At 72.4% G+C, this 20,548-nt stretch carries 15 protein-coding genes; 5 read left to right on the top strand and 10 right to left on the bottom strand.

Translation table 11 applies throughout. From position 1 onward, the window contains the following. Positions 1–290 precede the first annotated feature (290 nt). A complete protein-coding gene (locus DVR05_RS05960; RefSeq protein WP_116244793.1) occupies positions 291–1,250 on the bottom strand; it encodes an ATP-binding protein in 960 nt (319 codons plus the stop codon). Between the two features lie 348 nt (positions 1,251–1,598). Between DVR05_RS05960 and DVR05_RS05955 the strand changes: the two genes are divergently transcribed. Then, on the top strand, positions 1,599–2,126 hold the full coding sequence (locus tag DVR05_RS05955; protein ID WP_116244792.1) for an ATP-binding protein: 528 nt from the start codon (positions 1,599–1,601) through the stop codon (positions 2,124–2,126). 115 nt (positions 2,127–2,241) lie between these two features. Here DVR05_RS05955 and DVR05_RS05950 read toward each other — a convergent pair whose 3' ends face one another. From DVR05_RS05950 to hisS, 4 genes are all read right to left on the bottom strand, one after another. After that, a complete protein-coding gene (locus DVR05_RS05950; protein ID WP_116244791.1) occupies positions 2,242–3,090 on the bottom strand; it encodes an AMP-binding protein in 849 nt (282 codons plus the stop codon). 380 nt (positions 3,091–3,470) lie between these two features. Continuing rightward, positions 3,471–5,987, bottom strand: a complete 2,517-nt coding sequence (locus DVR05_RS05945) for a tetratricopeptide repeat protein (RefSeq protein ID WP_116244938.1) — start codon at positions 5,985–5,987, stop codon at positions 3,471–3,473. Between the two features lie 166 nt (positions 5,988–6,153). Further along, a complete protein-coding gene (locus tag DVR05_RS05940; protein WP_116244790.1) occupies positions 6,154–8,607 on the bottom strand; it encodes a LuxR C-terminal-related transcriptional regulator in 2,454 nt (817 codons plus the stop codon). Between the two features lie 166 nt (positions 8,608–8,773). Beyond that, complete coding sequence (hisS, locus tag DVR05_RS05935; RefSeq protein ID WP_116244789.1) at positions 8,774–10,108, bottom strand: histidine--tRNA ligase; 1,335 nt, start codon at positions 10,106–10,108, stop codon at positions 8,774–8,776. 765 nt (positions 10,109–10,873) lie between these two features. On the opposite strand from hisS, the gene DVR05_RS05930 reads away from it, so the two are divergent. From DVR05_RS05930 to DVR05_RS05915, 4 genes are all read left to right on the top strand, one after another. Beyond that, positions 10,874–11,488: an ATP/GTP-binding protein gene (locus DVR05_RS05930; RefSeq protein ID WP_116244788.1), complete on the top strand. Its 615-nt coding sequence runs from the start codon at positions 10,874–10,876 to the stop codon at positions 11,486–11,488. 62 nt (positions 11,489–11,550) lie between these two features. After that, a complete protein-coding gene (gene secA2 / locus DVR05_RS05925) occupies positions 11,551–13,857 on the top strand; it encodes an accessory Sec system translocase SecA2 (protein ID WP_116244787.1) in 2,307 nt (768 codons plus the stop codon). Between the two features lie 182 nt (positions 13,858–14,039). After that, positions 14,040–14,309, top strand: coding sequence for a DUF6406 domain-containing protein (locus DVR05_RS05920; protein WP_116244786.1), 270 nt, complete (start codon positions 14,040–14,042; stop codon positions 14,307–14,309). A 458-nt stretch (positions 14,310–14,767) separates the two neighbouring features. Further along, positions 14,768–15,073 (top strand): Dabb family protein, encoded by a 306-nt coding sequence (locus DVR05_RS05915; protein WP_116244785.1) that lies wholly within the window; start codon positions 14,768–14,770, stop codon positions 15,071–15,073. A gap of 258 nt (positions 15,074–15,331) precedes the next feature. Here DVR05_RS05915 and DVR05_RS05910 read toward each other — a convergent pair whose 3' ends face one another. The 5 genes from DVR05_RS05910 to DVR05_RS05890 all read right to left on the bottom strand — a co-directional run bounded on the left by DVR05_RS05910 (position 15,332) and on the right by DVR05_RS05890 (position 20,488). Beyond that, positions 15,332–15,685: a hypothetical protein gene (locus tag DVR05_RS05910; protein WP_116244784.1), complete on the bottom strand. Its 354-nt coding sequence runs from the start codon at positions 15,683–15,685 to the stop codon at positions 15,332–15,334. Positions 15,686–16,189: 504 nt separating this feature from the next. Further along, positions 16,190–17,113, bottom strand: coding sequence for a cytochrome d ubiquinol oxidase subunit II (locus tag DVR05_RS05905; protein WP_116244783.1), 924 nt, complete (start codon positions 17,111–17,113; stop codon positions 16,190–16,192). 15 nt (positions 17,114–17,128) lie between these two features. After that, positions 17,129–18,388 carry a cytochrome ubiquinol oxidase subunit I gene (locus DVR05_RS05900; RefSeq protein ID WP_116244782.1) on the bottom strand — a complete coding sequence of 420 codons (1,260 nt, stop codon included), beginning with the start codon at positions 18,386–18,388 and terminating at the stop codon, positions 17,129–17,131. 211 nt (positions 18,389–18,599) lie between these two features. Further along, positions 18,600–19,274, bottom strand: a complete 675-nt coding sequence (locus tag DVR05_RS05895; protein ID WP_116244781.1) for a response regulator transcription factor — start codon at positions 19,272–19,274, stop codon at positions 18,600–18,602. After that, entirely contained in the window at positions 19,271–20,488 is a 1,218-nt protein-coding gene (locus tag DVR05_RS05890) for a sensor histidine kinase (protein WP_116244780.1), read from the bottom strand. The genes DVR05_RS05895 and DVR05_RS05890 overlap by 4 nt, the downstream gene beginning before the upstream one ends. Positions 20,489–20,548 lie beyond the last annotated feature (60 nt).

Here is a 20,548-nt window from a genome sequence, read left to right as displayed (position 1 = left end):
TGTCGATACTTGTGTGACCCCTGGGAAGCGTCAAACCAGGTCGAGACGGTGTCCAAGGCACGGATCGCACTCCGACGGGTATACCGGCGGTGTAGTTGTGATACGGGCGCAAAGCCGTTGTGGCCTGCCGTTTGGGGGAGTCCCCGCGGGCGACGCACGCGGTCGTGCGCGCATGACGCCCACGGGGTGTTTGTGGTGTGGCCCACTCCAGGGTTGTGCCCGAATCGATGTCGGGGGGAAGTGAAACCGTGGTGTTTGATGTCCTTTTTGTCTGTTTTGTCGGTTTCTGGTTAGGCCGACTCACCTCCCAGGGCCGCCGGCCCCATGAGGAAGTCCGGGTCGAGTTGCGCCGCCAGGTCCGCGGCGCCCGCCCGGGCGCGGGCGTAGCGTAGGTGGAACTCGGCTGACTGGCGGGTGAACTTCGCCCAGTCCTTGGGGTGGGCGTCGACCATGTCCCGCATCCGGCCGAGCGTCTTGACGTTGTCCTCCTCCAGCTCGGCCAACTCCGGGTGGCGGCCCTTCTCCATCGACCGCACGAACCCCGAGTGCGTCAGCCACGCGGCCAGGGCGTCGCCGACGTGTTCGCGCAGGAAGTCGACGTCCTGGCCGTCGCGCACCTTGTTGCCGATCACGCGGATCTCGACGTCGTGGTCGCGCGCGTAGTCGGCGTACTGCCGGTACACGCCCACGCCGCGCAGGGTCGGTTCGGCGACCAGGAAGGTGACGTCGAAACGGGTGAACAGCCCGGAGGAGAAGGAGTCGGCGCCCGCCGTCATGTCCGTCACCACGTACTCGCCCGGCCCGTCGACCAGGTGGTTGAGGTACATCTCGGCCGCCCCCACCTTGGAGTGGTAGCAGGACACGCCGAGGTCCTCCTCGGAGTAGGGGCCGGTGACCATGAGCGTCGCCCCGCGGGCGTCGGCGCCGAACCGCGCGTGCACCGGGTTCTGTCCGGTCACGGTCAACAGGCGCGACCCCCGGCCCGGCGGCGTGGTCTTGACCATCGCCTCCGCCGACGGGATCCGCGGGTTGTCGCCGCGCAGGATCTCCTTGATCTCGGTCAGGTGCGCGCCCAGCGCCGGGAGCCGCGCCAGGCGGGACTCGGCCACGCCGAGCGCGGCGCCCAGGTGCTGGTTGATGTCGGCGTCGATGGCCACCACGGGCGCCCGCTGGGCGGCGAGATAGCGGGTGAAGAGCGCGGCGAGGGTGGTCTTGCCGCTGCCGCCCTTGCCCGCGAACGCGATCTTCATGTGGTCCTCCGTCTCGGGTGCGGGTCGGCAGACGGCCCCGCCCGCACGGTCTCAGGGCCGCACGGCGACCCTCGGGAATGAGAACGATTATCGTTCCAATCATGGTCGCGTGTCAGGCGAACGGCCGATTCCGGCGTGGTATTGCCAACGTGTTACACGTCACATGGGTGGTTCTGGGGTCAGAACTGTTTCCTTTGTCCTCACGGGGGAGGACACATGACGGCGTTTTGTGGCCAATCCGCGACGGCGGGACGCCGGGTGTGCTGTTCTGGACCCAGCCCACCCTTGTCTAAGGTGAGTGCAGGCTGCGCGACCCGCGCGCCCGTCGCGGGTGATTGGAGTGACCGGATGGCTGAGGCGAGGCAACTCCGGGAACACGTGCCCGCGGAGGTCCCGGAGGACACCGCGCCGACGCCGCCGGTCACGCCGACGATCGAGGTCACGGACCTCCCGGGCGACGCCACCGACAACACCGTCTGGAGCTGCGCGGGCAACCTGACCGCCGTCCGCTCCATCCGGGCGCGCGTGCGCGGATTCCTCTCCGGGAGGGGGCACGGTGACGCGGCCCTGGACGACGCCGAACTCGCCGTCAGCGAACTCGCCACCAACGCGCTCCTGCACTCGCGGTCGGGGCAGACCGGCGGAGTGATGACGCTCTTCCTGCGCTCGGGGCCGGGGCGGCTGCGGGTCGCCATCGCCGACCAGGGTGAACGCGACGGATCCGGTGGACACTCGCGTGAGGACGGCGAGGACTACGGGCGCGGGCGGCTCATCGTCGACAGCTGCGCCACCCGCAGCGGCGAGTACTGGAGCGGCTCCACCCACGTGGCCTGGTTCGAGATCGACGACCCGGACACCGCGCCCGCGGTCGACTGACAGTGTGTTCGGGCGCCCGCCACCGCCCCTCAACCGACGTCCGCGGCGCGGTACCCGCCTGAGGAACCCCGGCAGCGCCCGAACGCCACACCCCCCCCGGGGGTGGATGAAGTCCTCAGAACATCGAGTCGGCGTGCGGGTGGGACACCCGGACCGGGGCCGGGGCGCAGCGCACCGTCACCCTCCGACCCTCGGGCACCGGGGAGTCGTCCCCGGCCACCACGCAGGCCCCCGTCCACAGCGCGAGTGCCACCAGGGCCACCCTCGTGGGCTCGTCGCCGCGCTCGTCCACCGCGACCACGTCGTCTGACGTCAGCTCCAGGCGTTCCCGCAGGTCGCAGAAGCGCGACATGAGGTCGCTGTGCGGGTAGAGGGTCGCCAGCACGCCGTCGCCGGTGCTCTCGTAGCCGAGGATGCCGTTGTCGAAGAGCCCGCGGGTGGGGCTGTACCCGCTCCCGTCCGGGCTGGGCTGGAGCAGTTCGTCGAACGAGGTCGTCCCCAGGGCGTCCCCGAAGGCGATCACCTGGCGCACCCGGGAGCGCTCCGCCAGCTCCAGCGCGGTCTGGGCCAGGTCCTCGGTGACCAGCAGCAGCCGCGTGTCGGTCTCGGCGAGGATGGCGCTCTGGGTGTCCGGGTCGGAGGCGGTCGACAGGGGGAGGGCGCGTCCGCCGACGGACATCACCGTGTACGTGGCCAGGAAACGCTCGGGGCACACGGGGGCCAGCACGCCTACCACGTCGCCGAAGCACATCCCCCGGCGGCTCAGCCCCGCGGCCGCCTGCTCCACGGTCGCGGCGAAGGTCAGCGCGTCCACCCGGCCGCTGCGCCCCCGGATGGTGCCGCCCCGCGCGGGGCGCAGCCGCAGGCGCTCGCACAGGCCCCCGGTCAGGGAGCCGATCGGGTCGTCCCTGCGCGGCAGATGGTGTCCCGGCCGTCCGGTTCCCGAAGTCAGTCCTACCCCCATGCGTACCCCCAGCTCTCCCAGGCGGCGGTTCGGCTATCCGGGCTCGTCACGCCCCCTCCACGTGGCGAGCCCGGCGCGCCGTGCCGGGCGTTCGACGCCTGTCCCCTCCCCTGGGGGCGCCAGGGCCCGGCACGGTTCTCCACCGACCCCGGGGCGGGCCCGGGGTTGACGGTCCGCCGACTCCCCGTGTTCGGTCCGGGGCCGACGGCCGCTTCAGGGACCCCGGTGGGCGCGTCACCGCGGGGTGCCGCGGGCCCGAAGTCCCATAGCTGGAAGCCTAACGCCTTCACGGCCAGATGCACATGCATGTTGCGGTGCAGATGCATATGTAGATTCATGCCGCGCGGATACCGGGCGACCACCCGGTGGTCTGTGTCAGTTCACCCGGAGGCGCTGTGCCGCTCGATCCAGGCCGTGATCTGGGTGCGCGAGTGGAACCCCATCTTCCGGTTGATGTTGGCGACGTGCCGGGCCGCCGTCGACGGCGTGATGAACAGCGCCCGAGCGATCTCCGGGTTGCTCTTACCGGTGCTCACCAGGCGCGCGATCTCCAGCTCCCGCCGGGTCAGCCGCTGCTGCGGACTGGTCGACTCCGGCGGGGGAGCGGCGGACGCCTCCGCGCGCCCCGGCCGCGTCCCGTTGCGCCGTCCGCCCGACGACCGCCGTGACGGCGGCCGTCGCCCCTCCTCGGACAGCCGCTCGGCCTCCCTGACCGCCTCGGTGAGCTCCAGCGCGCGGCCCTGTTTCCACCAGCCGACCAACTGCCGCCTGCGCCGCCGGACCCGCTCCCGGTCCGTGAACGGCCAGGGCGCGGGGTGCGTGGGCAGCCCCAGACGGTCCCGGACCCGTGCGGCCGCGCCGGCCAGGCGGCACGCGGACTCGCGCCGACCCAGGTCGAACGCCACCCGCGCGACCGCGGTCAGGGTACGCGCCGCCTCCGCACGCTGCCCGGTCGTGTGGCTGAGGACGAGCCCCTCGCTCAGGTAGTCGAGGGCCTGCTCGGTGTGCCCCTGGGCGTGGGCGACCCGCCCGATGCCCGACAGGCAGCGGGCCTCCTCCGCGGCCGCCCCGATCAGCCGCTGGGTGTCCAGGGCCTCGCGGTAGCAGCGGTCTGCGGTCATCAGGTCGCCGCTGGCCTCCGCCGCCCCGGCCTGCCCGATGAGGATGACGCCGACGCCCCAGCGGTGGTCGATCCCGCGCAGCAGGGTCAGCGCCGCGTTGTAGTGGTGGTCGGCGCTGGGGTAGTCGCCCTGCCGCGCGACCAGCGCGGCCCGCGTCCCGAGGGCGATCGCCTCACCCCACAGGTCCCCGGCCTCGCGGCACAGCCGCAGGGCCTCCTCGACCCGTACCGCCGCCCGGTCCAGGTGGCGGGTGCGCACCTCCACGAGCGCGAGCAGGTTGAGGCAGGTGCGGACGAACGCGTCGTCCCCCGCCTCCCGGCACAGCCGCAGCCCCTCCTCGCCCAGGGCCAGGGCGCGTTCGTGGTCGCGCCGCACCCGGGCGAGCTGGGCCCGGCCGACCAGGGCACGGGCGCGCGACGGGGCCTTGGCCGCGCCCTCCAGCCCGAGCAGCAGGTCCATCCAGTGCGCGCCCTCGGCGTAGGACTGGTGGCTGACCCAGTGGGCGACCAGGCTCACGCACAGCCGCAGCCCCGGTTCGGCGGCGCCGTGCTCGTAGGCCCACCGCAGGACCGCGCGCAGCGTGGAGAACTCGGCGATGACCCGCTGGCGGCCGGAGTCCCGCTCCGTCCAGGGCATCGACTGACTCGACTCCAGCCGTCGCCCCAGGTCCTCCACCAACCGCAGCATCCGCGCCAGGAGCCGTTCCTGGAACCGCTCGGCCTCGCCCCGTTCGGCCAGCCGCTCCCGGGCGAAGTCGCGTACGGCTCCGGGGAGCCGGTAGCGCACCCGGCCCTCGAACTCACCGGTCACCGTGATCAGCGACCGGTTGAGCAGGGAGGTGAGCAGGTCGAGGATGTCCGTCTCCGGCAGGTCCTCATCGGCGCACACCTGCTCGGCCAGCTCCAGGTCCCACCCGCGGAACACCGACAGCCGGCACAGCAGCAGCCGCTGCTGTTCGGTGAGGTTCCCGTAGACGAAGTCCAGCACCAGCGGCAGCACCTCGTTGCGTGCCACGGCCTGCCCCGGGCCGGGGCGCACGTCCGGTGAGGACAGGTGCGAGCGCAGCGCCTCGGCGAGGGCCTCCGCACCCGTCCCCGGGGCGCTCGCGCCGAGCACCTCGATGCCCAGCGGCACCCCGCCGGCCAGGTCGCACAGCACCGCCACCGACTCCAGCTCCCGGCCCGAGACCGTGAAGCGGGGGTCGCGGGCACGGGCCCGGTCCAGGAACAGCCGGACCGCCTCGGCGTTGGCGGGGTCCGGCGGCGGCGCGTTGCGCGCGGCCACCGGCAGGGCCATCGGAGGGACCCGCCACACGGTCCCGCCGCACAGGCGGATCGGGTCCCGGCTGGTGAGCAGCACCGTCACGGCGGGGCACGAGGTCAGCAGGGTCTCGCCCACCTCCGTCACCGCGTCGGTGAGGTGGTCGCACGGATCGAGGACGAGCAGGAGGCGACGCGAGCGCAGCGCCTCGGTCACCGTCACCGACAACGGCTGGCCGGGCTCCTCGACCACGCCGACCGCGTTCGCCACACGGGCGTAGACCTCCAGCGTCGTGCTCGCGTCGGTGAGGTCGGCGATCCACACCCCGTCGGGGAAGGAGACGGTGGACTGCTCCGCGACCCGCAGCGCCAACCGGGTCTTTCCGAGGCCGTCGGGCCCGCACAGGGTGACGGAACGGCTGGAACCGAGGAGCCGGAGCAGGTCGCTCAGATCCCGTTCGCGGCCCACGAAGCCGGTACCCGGCCGAGGGAGGTTGTGCCGCGCGGGCGCGGTCAGAGGTGCCATGGCCTTCACATGTAGGGGCGGTCGGGGAAGGTCTTCACCAGTGCGGAGGAAAGGGGGCAGGGACGAACACGTAGGGAGGTGGGACGTGGTACTTCGAGTTTCTGGTTTAGCGTGTGCACGCGCACTGTGCAAGTGCTTCCGGACAACACGCCGCCTCTCATCCGGAATCCGTGGCGGAGGTCCAGCCGGTCAACTGCGTTCTCGACGAAATCGAGAGTTTTCTGAAGATGTTCGCGACGTGTCGCGCGGCGGTCGCCTGACTGATGGTCAATCGTTCTGCTATTTCACGATTCGACAGGCCCTCCTCCACGAGTTCGGCGATCTCCCGTTCCCGGGGGGTCAGCGACTCGGGGCCGGTGGCGCGGCCGCTGGCCCGGGGAAAGGCCAGGGCACGGTCCCGGACCTGCTCCAGGGGAAGGGCGCGCCAGGCGTTCCACGCCTCGGTGGCCCGGGCCGCTCCCACGCACCGCTCCACCGCCGAGCGCAGGCGGACGGTCTCGGCCGAGGGGCGGCCCAGCGACGTCCTCAGGTCCGAGGCCACACCGGCCAGGGCCGCCGCCCGTTCGGCCTCCCGCTCCGCCAACGCGAGCTCGGCCAGCGCCTCCAGGGCACGGGCCACGGCGATCCGCTGCCCGGAGGTGAAACTCACCCGCAGACAGGTCGACAGCGGCTCTCGGGCCTCCAGAACCTCGCCCTCGTTCAACAACAGCCGCCCCAGGGCGCGGGCGCAGCGGGCCGCGGCCGGGGCCGCCTCCAACTCGCGGAAGACCTCCAGCGCCTCCGAGAGCAACCCCCGGGCGCGCTCGTGGTCGCGCTCCTCGGCGGCGATGGTGCCCAGGCCGTGCAGGCTGCGGGCGACACTCCACCGGTCGCCCAGCCCCTCGGCCACCTCCATGCTGTACTCCAGGTGGCGGACCGCCTCGTCGGTCTCGTTCCGGCGGCGGGCCAGCTGGGCGAGCACACCGAGCAGGCTCCCCTCGGTGATGGGGTCCCCGGCGTCCCGTGCCCACGACCGGGCCCGCTCGGCGCACCGCTGCCCCTCCTCCAGCGAACCCGTGCGCAGGGCCAGCGCCGCCAGGGTGGTCAGCGCGGAGGCGGCCGCCCCGGCTTCCCGGCAGGCCCGTGCGGCCTCCAGAGCGCACTGGGCCAGGGCGGTGACGCGCGGGGCGGGGTCCAGGTCGAGCCGGAGTTCGGCGTGGAGCGCCAGGGCACGCGTGCGCAGGGTGGGGGACTGGTGGTCGGGGTCGGTGGCCAGGACGGTCTCCAGGGCGCGGCTCCCCTCGGCGGCCAGGTCGCGGATCATCCAGTACGGCCGCAGCGCCACGCACACGCGCAGGGCCTCGTCCACCCGGCCGTGGGAGACCGCCCACTGCGTCACCCGGGCGTGGTTGTCGCGGTGGTGGTCGAGGAAGCGGAGCTGGCCCAGCCGGTCCTCCCAGGCCATCGGCTTGCCGACGTTCGCGGCCATCTCCTCCAGCCGACGGACGCTGAAGTCCAGGTAGCGTTCCCAGCGCTCGTCCTCGTCGCCGCTTTCGGCCAGGTGCTCGGCGGCGTAGGCGCGGACGGTCTCGGTGAGCCGGTAGTGCGTGGTGCCGTCGACCTCGGCGTCCATCACCACGAGCGACTTGTCGACGAGGGAGAAGTGCAGCGGGAGGATGTCGGCGGGGTCGACGCCGTCGCCGGAGCACACCTCCTCGGCGACCTCCAGGTACCACGTGGTGAACACCGACAACCGGTGCAGCAGCCGGCGTTCGGACTCCGACAGCAGGTCGTGGCTCCACTCCAGGACCGCGCGCAGGGTGCGCTGGCGGGCGGGCAGGTCGTCGGAGCCGTCACTGGTGAGCAGCCGGAAGCGGTCGTCCAGGCGGCGCAGGATCTGCTGGACGGAGAGCACGCGCACCCGGGCGGCGGCCAGTTCGATGGCCAGCGGCATGCCGTCGAGCATCCGGCAGATCTCGGCGATGTAGCCGGAGTTCTCGCGGGTCATCTCGAACCCGGAGCGGGCCGCGTGGGCCCGGGTGACGAACAGGCGCACCGACTCGTAGCGCTGGGTGTCGCGGCGGGGGATGGGCGCCGGGTCGGCGGCGTAGGGGTCGGTGGGGGTCGGCCGGGCGGGGAGGGAGAGCGGGGGCACGCGCCAGATGTTCTCCTGGGGCACGTGCAGGGGCTGGCGGCTGGTGGCGAGGATGCGCACCCGGGGGCAGTCGCGCAGGACCGCCTGGCACAGTTCGGCCATCGGACCGACGGCGTGTTCGCAGGTGTCCAGCAGGAGCAGCAGGTTCTGGGTGCGCAGCGCGGTGATGATCGCCTCCATCACCGTACGGGCGTCGTCCTCCACCGCCTGGAGGCCGTTGGCGACCGTGCGCAGGGCCTGGTCGTGGGTGGAGGCCTCGCTCAGGTCGATGAAGCGCACGCCGTCGGGGAACCGGCGGAGCACGCGTTCGGCGAGGTGGAGGGCGAGCCGCGTCTTCCCGATGCCGCCGGTCCCGGTGAGCGTGACCATCCTGGCGGTTCCGAGAAGGCGGCCCAGGTCGACGATGTCGCGCTCACGACCGACGAACCGGATGAACTCGCCAGCGGACAGGGGCAGGTTGTGGCGGGGATGAGACATGGCCTCGATTACTTGGACACCGAATCGGCCCGCGGCGCGCACCCGGGTGGCGCCACGGCACGGGAACAGCCTGCCTCCAGTCTCCCACCGACCGGCCGGAGCTGTCTCGTGAATGGCCGGTTCCGGCATGAGCGGCCAGAAACCGCCCATGCCGGGACCGTTGGTGCTAACCGGTGGCGCCGTCGTCGGCGGGACGCCAGGTCGCCGGGTCGGCCGGACCCTGCTCGCCGGAGGCCATGTCCTTGACCTCGTGGTCGCCGTCCTCGCCGAAGGGCGGGAACCAGACGAAGGGGATGCCCTTCTTCGACGCGTACTGGATCTGCTTGCCGACCTTGGCGGTGGAGTGGAACACCTCGGTGTTGAAACCGCGCTCGCGCAGGAGCGCCCCGGTGCGCAGGGCCTCCTTGCGGCGCTCGGCGTTCGGCACCACCACCATGACGTCGGTGGGGCACACGCGTCCCTCCTGGATCCGACCCTCCGCCACGAGCTTGGCGAAGATGCGGGTCAGGCCGATGGAGATGCCCACCCCGGGCAGGCGGCGGCGGATGAACTGGCCCGCCAGGTCCTCGTAGCGGCCGCCCGCGCAGATGCTGCCGTAGGCGGGGTCGTCGTCGAAGGAGGCCTCGTAGACGGTGCCGGTGTAGTAGTCCAGCCCGCGCGCGATGGACAGGTCCGCGACCACGCTCCCCTCGGGCAGGTCGGCCAGCTCGTCCAGGACGAAGGTGAGTTCCTCCAGCCCCTCGGAGAGGAGGTCCGAGGCGACCCCCAGCGCCTCGACCTTCCCGGCGACGTCCTCGCCGGTGCCGCGCACCCGGGCCAGGGCCAGGCACGCGTCGGCCTGTTCGTCGCTCAGGCCCTCGCCGAGGAGGATGTCGCGCACGCCGTCGTCGCCGATCTTGTGCAGCTTGTCCACGGCGCGGATGACCGCGATCGGGTCCTTGACCTCCAGGCCCTCGTAGAAGCCCTGGAGGACCTTGCGGTTGTTGACGTTGAGCGTCCAGGAGGGCAGGTCCAGGCCGCTGAGCACCTGGTGGACGATCCGCGGCAGCTCGGCGTCGAAGTGCAGCGGGACGGAGTCGACGTTGATGACGTCGATGTCGCACTGGGTGAACTCGCGGTACCGGCCCTCCTGGGGGCGCTCCCCGCGCCAGACGCGCTGCATCTGGTAGCGCTTGAACGGGAAGGTCAGCTCGTTGAAGTGCTGGGCGACGTACCGCGCGAAGGGCACGGTGAGGTCGAAGTGCAGCCCGAGCCTGGCGTCGGAGTCGTCCTTGGCGTCCGCCTGGAGCCGGTGCAGGGTGTAGACCTCCTGGGAGGTCTCGCCCTTGGCCATCAGCACGTCCAGGTTCTCCACCGAGGGCGTCTCCACGGACGCGAAGCCGTAGGACTCGAACCCGGCGCGGATATGGTCCAGCCAACGCTGCTCCACGGCCCGGACCTGTGGGGTCCACTCGGGGAAACCGCTGATGGGAGTGGGGCGGACGACGCGCTGCTCGGACATGTGGGGTTCTCGGCTCCCTCGGGAGAATCGGTGCTCGGGCGCGCCCCCGGCTCCCGCGCCCGCCGACGTGCGGCTCCGACGTGGGAAGGGGCTGCGTCCATCCTACGGGCAACCGGCGCCGCCGTCCGGGTCGTCCACAGGCTGCGGGTGACGGGCGGGCGCCTTGCGCGGAACGGGCCCGCCGACCCACGTGGACGGATGTGGGCCGACGGGCTCCGTGGGCGTCGGACTCGGGTCGCCACCCGCCCCCGACACCGAAGAGCGAGGCGTCGGTTCGCGGGCGCGTCGCCCCGGGTGCGCCGCCGAGGCGCCCCCCTCGGTCGCCCGCTCGTGCCAGGAGTCCCGGCGACCGATCCTTGGCGAGTGCCCCGTCCTCCACCGTAGACTCCGCCGCCGGTCCCGGACAGGGATCGATGCGGCCGAAAGCGGCCGGAAACGGCCGCTCACAAAGTCGTAAAGTCGGTTCCCCGGGGTACGGTTCCGTGCTTTGCTGGTTACCGTGTGTCCGCATCCGCGGACCGCCCGCCACGAGGTTCCTCGGTCGGCCCCGTGGCGCACCGCCGTGCCCGGGGACCGGGAGCGCGGTGGGCGGGAGCCGCGTCACACTGCGCCAAATCGCCTTCACCGACGGCGTTCCGGTGTTAGGTTCCAGGGGCGGCGACCCTCGCGGTGGTTCGGACCCGGGGGGAGACCGCGCCCCTCAAGCCCGGGACGCGCCAACCCACCGTCCGTGCGCGCGTCCGGCACTCTCCGCTAGGACTTACTGTGATCCATCAAACCAACAGTTCCCAGCACGCGCAGGCGGCGACCGGGCTCTCCACGAAGATCATCGTGGCCGGTGGCTTCGGCGTCGGCAAGACCACGTTCGTGGGAGCGGTCTCGGAGATCCCTCCCGTGCGCACCGAGGCCGCCGTGACCGAGGCCAGCGCCGGGGTCGACGACCTCTCCCACACGCCGGACAAGACCAGCACCACGGTCGCGATGGACTTCGGGCGGATCTCCCTGGAGACCGAGCTGACCCTGTTCCTGTTCGGCACACCCGGGCAGCAGCGGTTCTGGTTCATGTGGGACGACCTGGTCCGGGGCGCCCTGGGCGCCGTGGTCCTGGCCGACACCCGTCGCCTGGCCGACACCTTCCAGGCGCTGGACTACTTCGAGCGCCAGTACCGGCTCCCCTTCGTCGTGGCCGTCAACGACTTCGACCCCGAGGCCGCCTACACCGTCGAGGAGCTGCGCGACGCGCTGGACCTGACGCCGGACGTGCCGATCGTCCACTGCGACGCGCGCGACCGGCAGTCCGTCGTGGGCGTCCTGGTCACCCTCGTCAAGCACGCGATGGCCCTGGAGGCCCGGCAGCGACCGCGCCGCCAACTCGCCTGAGGGGGCCTCGGCGGGAACCGGGGGGTTGTGTCCAGCGTTACCCTGGCGTGGTGTTCGGACGAATGGCGGAAAGCGTCCGCCGCCTCCTGGGCAAGCCAGGCGCGGTGGATCTGCGGCCCTATACCAAGCTCCTGCCGGCGATCGAGGCCGAGGAGGACGGTCTGCGTGAGCTCAGCGACACCGAGCTGACGGACCGCGCCATCGACCTCGGCAACGCCGAGCTCCCCTACGAACGCGGCGACCTGGTGTCGTTGTGCGCCGTCGGCCGTGAGGCGGCCAGGCGCGCGCTGGACGAACGGCCCTTCGACTCGCAGCTGCTGGGCGTCATGGCCCTGCTCGACGGACACGTCGCCGAGATGGCCACCGGTGAGGGCAAGACCCTCGCCGGGGCCCTCGCCGCGGCCGGCTTCTCGCTGCGCGGCAAGCGGGTGCACGTCCTGAGCGTCAACGACTACCTCGCCAGGCGTGACGCCGAGTGGATGCGTCCCCTCTACGACCTGCTCGGCGTGACCGTCGGCTGGATCAACGAGGAGTCGACCCCGCGGGAACGCCGGGCCGCCTACGCCTGCGACGTCACCTACGTGGCCGTCAGCGAGCTGGGCTTCGACGTCCTGCGCGACCGCATGGTCACCGACGTCGACGACCGCGTCGTGCCCGAGCCCAGCGTCGCCATCATCGACGAGGCCGACTCCGTCCTCGTCGACGAGGCGCGCGTGCCCCTCGTCCTGGCCGGCGCCGCCGAGAGCCTCTCCGCCGACGTGGAGATGGCCGACGTCGTGCGCACCCTCACCCCGCGCCTGCACTACGAGGTCGACGGCGAGGGACGCAACGTCCAGCTCACCGACGCGGGCATCGACGCGGTGGAGAAGGCCCTGGGCGGCGTCGACCTGTACTCCGAGGACGACACCTCCGTCCTGCCGCAGGTCAACCTGGCCCTGCACGCCCACGTCCTGCTCCAGCGCGACGTCCACTACGTCGTGCGCGACGGCGAGGTGCGCCTGATCAACGAGTCGCGCGGCCGGATCGCCCTGCTCCAGCGCTGGCCGGACGGGCTCCAGGCCGCCGTCGAGGCCAAGGAGAAGGTCGCGCTGAGCGAGACCGGCGAGGTCCTCGACTCGATCACCGTCCAGTCCCTGGTCCTGCGCTACCCCGTGCGCGCGGGGATGACCGGTACCGCCATGTCCGTGGCCGAGCAGCTGCGCGAGTTCTACGAGCTCGAGGTCGCGGTCATCCCCGACAACAAGCCGTGCGTGCGCCGGGACCACGGCACGCGCCTGTACGCCACGCGCGAGGAGAAGGAGGACGCGCTCGTCGCCAAGGTCGAGGAGGTCCACGCGTCGGGCCGCCCGATCCTCATCGGTACGCAGGACGTGGCCGAGTCCGAACTGCTGGCCGGGCGGCTGCGCGGGGCCGGGCTGGAGTGCGTGGTCCTCAACGCCAAGAACGACGCCGACGAGGCGGCGATCATCGCCGAGGCCGGTACCCACGGCGCGATCACGGTGTCGACCCAGATGGCCGGTCGGGGCACCGACATCCGCCTGGGCGGCAGCGACATGTCCGACCGCGACCGCGTGGTGGAGGCGGGCGGTCTGTACGTCATGGGCTTCGGCCGCTACCCCTCCAGCCGCCTGGACGGACAGCTCCGGGGCCGCGCGGGCCGTCAGGGCGACCCCGGCGACTCCATCTTCTTCGTCAGCATGGACGACGACCTGCTGGTCAACCACGCGTCGGAGACCACCGGCTACCAGACCACCGGCGACGGTGAGATCACCGACGAGGGGTGGCTGGCCATGGTCGACCACGCCCAGCGGGTGGCCGAGGGCCAGCTGCTGGAGGTGCACCGCAACACGTGGCGGTACAACCAGCTCATCGACGTCCAGCGCGACGTGGTGCTGGAGCACCGCGAGAAGGTGCTGACCGGTGACGAGGGCGTCCGGCACGTGGCGGCGGACAGCCCGGAACGGTACGAGGAGCTGGTCGAAGAGCTCGACGAGGAGACGGTGGCGCGGGCGGCGCGGCTGATCACGCTCTACCACCTGGACCGGGGCTGGACCGACCACAACGCCTTCCTGGCGGAGCTGCGGGAGGGCATCCATCTGCGCTTCCTCGGCCGCCGCGACCCCCTCGACGAGTTCAACCGGGAGGCCGTGCCGGTCTTCAAGGGCTTCCTCGACGAGGCGCGCGCGCGTGCCGCGAAGAGCTTCGAGGAGCTGGAGGTGCGCGACGGCGAGCTCGACGTCAGCGAGGTCGGTGTCAAGCGCCCGTCGATGACCTGGACGTACATGGTGCACGACCACCCCTTCAGCTCGGCGCTGGAGACCCTGGTGGGCCGCCTGAAGGGCGGAAGGGGCGCCGCGGGGCGCGGCTGAGAACCGCGTCACACACCGTATTTCCGTGCGCGGGTCGGGACCAAGGTCCCGCCCGCGCATTATTTTCGTGCACTAGTCTGCTGAATTACCGGACCGGCGGGAAAGTGCCCTGTGCCTTTGGCTCGACCGGGTCGGCATGCTGTTTTTCCATGGAATCCGAGACGGTTGGGACTGAATCCACGGTGGTCCACGAGGTCGGTGCGCAGGAGAAGATCAGTTACGGACGGAACGATCGTTTCGCCGGCGGCCCGGTCGGCGGCGGTCAGTTCTGGATCGCGGAGGACGGCCAGCCGGTGGCGAAGATCGGCGGCCCGAAGGAGTGGCGCCCCACGCCGATGATCGACGTCCGCGTCGGTGACGTCTTCACCGTCGGCGGGCAGGCTTGGAGGGTCACGGATATCGTCGACGCGGATTCACCCTCCGCCTATCTCCTGGCGACGAGGATCAGTTGACCAGACGCCCCGGGGAAACCCGGGGCGTTTTCTGTCCCCCTTCCGATGGGAATTGCAACCCGGTGCAACCTTTGTCGATTCCGGGATTGCGCGGCGACGCTCCGGCGGGTTCGCTCCCGGTGTTCCCGGGGCCCACGGGTACCGGGTTGCGTGTGCGGCGGGCGGAGGAGTTGGGCCGTGACACCCGCGTGACGTTGTGTCGTCGCAGGTCAGCAGGGTGCGCCTGAGATGTCCGCCGAGTGAATCGAGACATTCCGGTTACCTGTTGGAGGGTGTTCGCGTTACCGCCGTCTCGTTAACGTCAGTGGTGCGAGGCGCGCCCCGTCGCGTTTGGGGGGTCCTGCTCTCGGAGAGTCCACGGGTCGCTGCGCTCCGCGCCCCCGGTCGGTCCCAGGGGCTGTCCCCCGCCCCTGGGCCTGACCGCCCCCGTGCCGAGGCGGGGGAGTAGGTTCTCCCGTATGGGTATCCGACACATCGCACTGTTCCGCTGGCGGGACGACGTCACACCGGCCGGGGTCGCCCAGGTCGGGAAGCTCCTCGGTGAACTGCCCGGCGCCATCCCCGAGCTGCGCTCCTACGCCTTCGGGCCGGACGCGGGGATCAGTGAGGGGGCCTACGACTTCGCCGTGGTCGCCGACGTCGACGACGAGGCGGGTTTCCTCGCCTACCGGGACCACCCCGCGCACCAGGCGGCCCTGGCCGTCATCCGCCCGATGCTGGCGGACCGCGCGGCGATCCAGTTCCCGGTCGAGAGCGGCGGGTAGATCACGTTCCACGGGCCCGGTGGACCTGGTTCACCGGGCCTTCGTCATGTCCAGTGGTGCCGGGGCCTTGCGGTAGAACGAGTTTCAGTTTAGCCTCTGAGCATACCTCGCCCGGTGGGGGCGCCCGGTTGTTCGGTCATCGGGCGCCAACGGACGGCGAGTGCAAGGAACGCCGCCCGGTGCGGTCGGATCGCGCCCCGACCTCACCGGGCGGCGCCCTGTCGCCGGGGTGTCGCGGGCCGCGTTCCGGCCGCGCGGTCAGCGCAGCAGCCGGGTGAGTTCGCCGAAGGTCAGGCACGGCCACGGCATGTCGCAGCCCAGGCACCGGTGGCCCCCGTCCTCGGTCCCCTCGTCGGGTCTGTGCAGGAACAGCAGGTCCACGCAGACCCCGGCCAGCGCGGTCACCTCGTCCCGCGCGTTCGCGTAGAAGGCGACGTCGTTGATCCGGGCCAGGGCGCTGTCGGAGTCGTCCGCGGGCGGAAGGCCGACCGTGTCGGGCTCCCACGGGACGGCTCGGGCCGAGCGCTCCCGGATGCCCTGGACGCAGCGGAGCAGTCGCGCGTGTTCGGAGGTGATCCCTCCACGCGGCGCTGGCGTGGTGAACGGTGACATCGCTGATCTCCCCCCGCCGGGTGGCTGCGCGGCCTCACGATGTCACACAGAGTATAACTATCATTGCGGAATGTCGCGACACGCGGAGGGGTTCGAGGCACGGGCCGCCCTCCGGGGGAAGGGACGGCCCGCCCACGGTGCTCCGACACCGCGTGTCGCCGTGTCGGCGCGCCCTACCCGCAGCTTCCGCCGCAGTTGCAGGAGCCACCGCTCTGACAGCCGCAGCCGCAACCGGAACCGCAGTTGCATCCGCTCAGTGTCGGGGGTGTGGTCAGGGGGTGAGTCACGGTCCCTCCTCCGGGCTCGACGGCGCCCGTGGCCGGTCACGTTCGCAAGCCCCCGATTCGCGGGGACGCCACGGGCACGTATCCCGACGACAGAGGTGCCCCCTGTCCGGTCCAGCCAACCCGCCGAACGCCCCCGACGGGCCGTACCCGACCGGCGGTGTCTCCCTGCGTTTCCCGAGCGAACCCGGTTTGACCTGGCTCTTCACCGGAGAGTCGGTCAGGCGAAGAAGGTCGGCTCCGCCGCCGGCCGACGCGTCATTCGGTACAGCCAAACCTGCCCCAAGACCATGACCGGAACCGCGGGCGCCAGCCAGACCCACACGAACACGGCGGTCGTGTCCGGAACCGGAGCCGTCGGGAGGTCGGCCGTCAACGCCACCAGCGCGCCCGGGACCGCGATCGCCGCCGCCGACGTGTGCCGCGACAGCATCGGCCCCCGCAGCCCGCTCGTCAGCACCAGCGCGCCGAGCAGCACCACCGCCAGGGCCGCCGCCACGACCGGCGCACCGCCCACCGGCCCCGCGGGGAGGAACGCCGTGGCCACCGCGAGCACACCGAGGACCAGCCCGACCCGGGCCAGCGGGCGCGTCGCGCGGGCGGCGGCGTCCGCGCTGTCGCCATCGTCCGCGCCGACCAGGCGCTCGGCCCCGAAGGCCGCGCCCCGGAGCGCGAACAGGCAGACCACCGCGGCCGCGCACGCCGCGGTGAACAGGCCCGCGACCAGGCCGCCGGTGAGCAGCCCCGACACCGTCAGGCCCCACGCGACCGCGACCGCCCAGCAGCCCGCCACGATCGCGCCGTCGCAGGCCGTCCGCCACCCCGGACGGTCGATCCGCGCGCGGAGCCACAGTCCGGCGTCACGGACCAGCCATCCGGCCAGGAGGGCGACGAGCACCGGCCACAGCTCCGCGACCACGTGGTGTTCCGTGACGGGGAACAGCCCGGCCAGCACGCCCACGGTGGCGACCAGCCACACCTCCGAGGCGAGGAAGTAGGGGGCGATCGCGGCGACCACCCGGCGGCGCTGGTCGGGCGTGCGCGCCACGGCGGGCATGAGCATCCCCAGACCGACGTCGGAACCCGCCAGGACGAGGTAGCCCGTGAACAGGAGGGCGAGGAGTGCGCAGGACAGGACGTCCATGGTTGCTCCCAGGGGTCAGAACGAGTGGACGGGGGCGGCGGGCTCCTCGGGGTCGGCCCCCGGGCGCTCGGCGAGGGGGCCGCCCTCGGGGCCGCGCCGGGCGTAGCGCACCAGGAGCCAGGCGGTGACCGCGGCCAGGATCGCGAACGCCGCAGTGAACAGCGAGAAGGAGAGCACGGCCCTCCCCGGGGACAGGGGTGTCACCGCGTCCGCCGTGGTCAGGTGGTGGACGACGACCCACGGCTGGCGGTTGGTCTCCCGGAACACCCAGCCGCCGACGCTCGCCGCGTACGGCAGCAGGGGGGTGAACAGCAGCGGGACCAGAACCCGGGTCCAGCGGCGCGACACCTCGACGAAGCGGCTGACCAGCCACCCGAGCAGCATGGCCGGGCCGATGAGGGACATGAGCGACCACGCGATGAACATCGTCAGTCCCCCGGCCGTCCCGATCGCCGAGGCCGCACCGCCCTCGTGGGCGGCCTCGATCGCCTGGATCTCCCCGGCGGTGTAGGTGAGACCGCTGGTCGGCGGGCTCTCGCCGAAGATCTCGAACTGCGTTCCGCCGAAGGCCGCCACGGGCAGGGCCAGGACCGTCACCGTGATCGCGGCGTAGCGCATCCCCCGGCGGAAGATCCGGTGCGAATCCCCGCGCCGCATCAGGTGGTGGGCGCTCACCGCCGCGACCACCAACGCGCCGACCAGCAGGGACCCGGTCACGACGTGTCCGAAGGCCAGCGTCGCCGCGGGGTTGGTCATCAACGCGACCGGGTCGGTCAGGTGCGCCGTCCCGTCGACCATCTCGAACCCGACCGGGTGGCGCAGGAACCCGTTGGAGACCAGGACCCACCACGCGGACAGGTAGGCGGTCGCGGTGACCACGGCGAAGCAGGCCAGGTGCGCCCACCGCCCCATCCGGTCCCAGCCGAAGATCCACAGTCCGAGGAAGGTGGACTCGACGAAGAACGCGGTCATCGTCTCCAGGGCGAGCGGCGCGGCGAAGGAGTAGCCGAACACCTCCTGCAGACCGCTCCAGTTCAGCCCGAGCTGAAGCTCCATGACCAGGCCCGACAACACCCCCATGCCGTAGTTGACCAGGTACGGGCCGCCCCAGAACCGGACCGCCGTCATCCGCGCGCGGTCACGCCGGACGGCGGCGACCGCCTGGGTGACCAGGATGTAGGGGGCCAGCCCCAGGGTCAGGGCCACGAACATGTAGTGCGTGGCGGCCGTCAGCGCGAACTGGAGCCGCGCGAGCAGGAGCGGATCGTCGAACATCGTGGGCCTCGGGGTCGGGTGCCGTGGACGGGTCCCAGCATCCGCCGCCGCCCCGGCGCCGCGCGTCGTCCCCTCGGCGTCACCCGGCCACCGCTCCTCGACGTACACGCGCCGCCCCGGCTACTCCGAGGCGTGTACGGGGGATCCCCCGGGGAGGCTCGGGGAACCCGGGGCCTTTCGACCGCCGCGCGCCCCGGACCGCGGGCGCCCGTCAGCCCTCCCGGCTCCACCCGGGGGTGACCAGGGCGGTCTCGTAGGCGATGACGACCAACTGCGCCCGGTCGCGTGCGCCCAGCTTCACCATCGCTCTGCTCACGTGGGTCTTGGCCGTGGCGGGGCTGACCACCAGGCGGGCGGCGATCTCCTCGTTGGACAGACCCGCACCCACCAGCGCGACCACCTCGCGCTCCCGCTCGGTGAGCCCGTTCAGCCGCGCCGACGACTGGGGCGCGCTCCTGGGGCGGCGGGCGTAGTCGGCGATGAGCCGCCGCGTGACCCCCGGCGACAGCAGGGCCTCGCCCCCGTGCACGACCCGCACCGCCTGGAGCAGATCCGCCGGTTCGGTGTCCTTGACCAGGAACCCGCTCGCCCCCGCCCGCAGCGCCTCGAAGACGTACTCGTCCAGGTCGAACGTGGTGAGGATGACGACCCGGGTGCGGTCCAGGGCCCGGTCCGACAGGATGCGTCCAGCCGCCTCCAACCCGTCGACGCCCGGCATGCGGATGTCCATCAGGACGACGTCGGGACGTTCCGCACGGGTCAGCCGCACCGCCTCCGCGCCGTCGCCCGCCTCGGCGACCACCCGGATGTCCGGCGTGCTGTCCAGGAGCGCGCGGAACCCCGCACGCACCAACGCCTGGTCGTCGGCGAGCAGCACCCGGATCACGGTCGCTCCGTTCCGTCGGCGGTCGCGGCCTCCTCCGGGGCCGGGGCGGAGGGGCGCTCACCGCCGTCCAGCGGCAGGTGCGCCCGTACCCGGAATCCTCCCCCCTCCAGGGGGCGCGCGTCCACCGTGCCGCCGAGCAGGGCGGCCCGCTCCGCCATACCGGTGATGCCGTTGCCCGGGACGGGGGGACCGACGGTGCCGTGCCCGTCGTCGGCGACCTCGATGTCCAGGGCCGTGCCGCGGTGGGCGATCCGCACCGTCGCGGTGGCGGCGCCCGAGTGGCGGACCACGTTGGTCAGGGCCTCCTGGACGGTGCGGTAGGCGGCGGTGTCGGTCCCCACGGGCAGGCGCCGGGGTCGCCCCGTCGTCTCCACCCGCACCTTCACCCCCGCCCGCCGGGCTCCCTCCACCAGCTCCCCGAGGCGGTCCAGCCCCCGGACGGGGGAGCGGGGCGCGGCCTCGTCGGCCGACCGCAGCACGCCGAGCATGGCGCGCAGCTCGGTGAGCGTGTCCTTGCTGGTCGCCTTGATCGTGGCCAGGGCCTCGGCGGCCCGCTCCGGTTCGCTCTCCATGAGGTACAGCGCCGTTCCGGCCTGCACGTTGATCAGGGAGATGTTGTGGGCGACGGTGTCGTGGACGTCACGCGCCAGCCGCAGCCGTTCGTCGGCGGCCCGCCGCAGCAGCTCCTCCTCCCGGGTGCGCGTGGCCTCGGCGGCGCGCTCGGCGTCGGCGCGCTGGTACTCCGCCCGCCAACGCGTCACCTCGGCCGAGCACAGCACGACCAGGACCCACGCCACCAGGCCGATCGCCTCCGGCCGCACCGTCCCGGTCACCGCCGTCTCGTACAGGCTCATCGAGGCGAACTGGCCGATCCCGAGAGTCCACCCGAAGATCCGGTACCCGAGCCGGACCGCGGAGTACAGCATCACCGCCGCGGCGAACATCACCATCCCGTCGGGGAAGCCCAACGGGTAGTACAGGCTCGCGGCGACGATCGACACGACCGTTCCGACGCAGGTGCGGGAGGTCCGCCAGAACACGGGCGCGCACCCGGCCACGATGAGCGCGTACCCCCACGGCCAGGCGTCGCGCGAGGCCTCGGTCGCCACCGGTGCGTCCCGTTCCAGCACGAGGGTGCTGCCGAGCGACAGGAACAGCAGGGCCAGGGCGATCCAGGCGTCGGCGCGCGTGGGGCGCGGGAGTAGTGCTGCCACGTCACCGACGGTACGGGACGTTCCTCGGGGGCGCGCGTCGTCCCGGGGAGGGCTCCCGCG

Origin of the sequence: Nocardiopsis sp. FIRDI 009 (assembly GCF_003386285.1) — a bacterium.
Lineage (GTDB): Bacteria > Actinomycetota > Actinomycetes > Streptosporangiales > Streptosporangiaceae > Nocardiopsis.
The sequence above is the reverse complement of the archived record's forward strand: the minus strand, read 5'-3'. Positions and strand labels throughout refer to the sequence as shown.